Below are 1,910 nucleotides of genomic sequence, written 5' to 3'. Positions count from 1 at the left end.
CACCATGTATGGACGAGCTGGATTCCAACTCCTCCGCGCCCGGATCCTTCACTCGCACTAGCCAGTCGATTTGCACGCTTTATGCGGAAGAGCCCAATACTCGATGGAACGCCCGGGTCAGATCCCAACGGAAATCAACACTCTATCGGCCAACCTTTCGGGATCACCCATCGCCCAGTGCCGCGGCTCGTGATGAGCAGGATCTCAATGCCGTGCGGGGTGGGCCGCCACGGAAGTGCGCCGTATTGGACGTCGGTCTCGCGGTTGGATGTAGCCATAGCACAATCTGGTTCATCGAAGGTCTAGATGTCCAGAGCTTTGCCGAGGGGCACGGCTGCGCCAGGAACGTCCGCACAAATCCGGTCCTGCGACACGGCTGAGCTCAGCAGGCAACCCTCTCGCCAACTGGGTCGGATCATAAAGCGCTTCAGCTCAGTCGCTCCGACGCTGCGGCAGAAAGCGGAATCAGCCGGGCCCGTCGCTGGCAGCGGCCAGCAGCGGAACGATGACGTCGCTGATGGGGGTTAGAACCCCGTGGCGACGGCCGTATCGGGCAATGACTCCGTTGCGGATGTTCCATTCGAGTGGCCGCCCGGCGATGCGGTCGGCGAGGATCGAGGTTCCCATGTCGGTGGGATTACCCTGGAAAACTGCCAGGATTTGCTCTGGCACGTCGTCTCCTAGGGCTGCGCCTGCCGCCCTCGCGACGGATAGGCACTCGTGAAGGTATTCCAGGCATAGGCCGGCAATGTCGTCACGATGAAACATCCCGCTGCGGCGCCCGCTCAGCACCATCAGGCCGGCTGCTGCATTCTGCAGAAGCTTGCGCCAGGCGAGAGATTTGAAGTCCGCGACCCGCTCTACCTCACAGCGTGTCCCGCGGAGGGCGTCGCCCACAAGCACCGCGCCGGGTTCCTCCGGCAGAGTTAGCCGAGCCTTGCCGCGCAGCGACACGGAGCCGTCCGGCTGTGTCTCCGCCGGGAACCAGACAACGGCGGGAATGACGGCGCAGCCGGGGACGTGAGGTGAGACCAAGGCGATCTGCTCGATACCATTTTGCAGAACGCAGACGACCGTCCCGGTATGGCAAAGCGTGGCGAGCCATGGGGCTGCCGCATCGAGTTGAGTGGCCTTGACCGCCAGAAAGACCAGATCAACAGGGGAGGCGTGGACAGGATCTGTCAACACCGGTCCGGGTATTCGGATCGACATGCCGTCGACCTTCAGTTTCAACGGGGCGCGGGCTGTGCGGCCACACAGTGTGGGCGTGCGCCCGGCCTCCTGAAGTGCGCCTGCGATCGTCGTGCCGATCGCGCCAGGGCCAAGGATAGCGATTGTTTTATCCATAGCGGGGTTTCGCCCTTCGGTTCGTGTGTATCAGGTCCTGCTCCTGTCTGATCTTGCCGGTGTCGCGGTTACTGCGCGGCCGGCCTCGCAGCAAGATGCGGCCGTAGTGCAAGTACCAGTGGCACGACCAGCAGCGCGGTGGCGGCCGATGCCAATATGCCGATCGTTTGGCTGCTGTGATCGGCGATGGCCCCGTAGAGAACGGGTGCAACCCCGCCGGATCCGATGACGCTGGTGTAGAAGATCGCGAAGGCGCGCCCTGTGTCCGCATTGGAAAGCTGGGGCACGGTGGCATACAGCACCGAGGATGTACCGTTGAGGACGATGCCAAGCGGCGTGAGCAGCACAAGCGTCGGGATCAGCGGCGTGCATAGAGTCGCCCCGATCAGTAGCGCCGCCGCCGTTTCGGTCACCACGACACTGCCGACGACCCCCAGCCGCTCGGCGAGCAAACCACACGTCGCTTTGCCTAGAGGGTGTTATGCACCTGGGATGAGGAGAGCGGCCTGCTTCATCATGAAACAGGCGAAAGCGACGACGTGCAGGCCAGCGAGAGTAGCAGC

2 protein-coding genes are annotated in these 1,910 nt (G+C 63.2%); both read right to left on the bottom strand.

Features of this window, described 5'->3' with window-relative positions:
* Positions 1-465: 465 nt before the first annotated feature.
* On the bottom strand, positions 466-1,347 hold the full coding sequence (locus ACYQ6W_RS22565; RefSeq protein ID WP_459678535.1) for an oxidoreductase: 882 nt from the start codon (positions 1,345-1,347) through the stop codon (positions 466-468).
* 68 nt (positions 1,348-1,415) lie between these two features.
* Positions 1,416-1,799, bottom strand: a complete 384-nt coding sequence (locus tag ACYQ6W_RS22560; RefSeq protein ID WP_459678532.1) for a hypothetical protein — start codon at positions 1,797-1,799, stop codon at positions 1,416-1,418.
* Positions 1,800-1,910: the final 111 nt, after the last annotated feature.

The sequence above is a fragment of the Acidisoma sp. 7E03 genome (assembly GCF_054665075.1).
Note: the sequence above shows the minus strand (reverse complement) of the source record. Positions and strands in the feature narration are given on the sequence as shown.

Excerpts from the sequence above, each read along its gene's own strand:
- ACYQ6W_RS22565 (WP_459678535.1), bottom strand. The coding sequence starts at position 1,347 with ATGGATAAAACAATCGCTATCCTTGGCCCTGGCGCGATCGGCACGACG.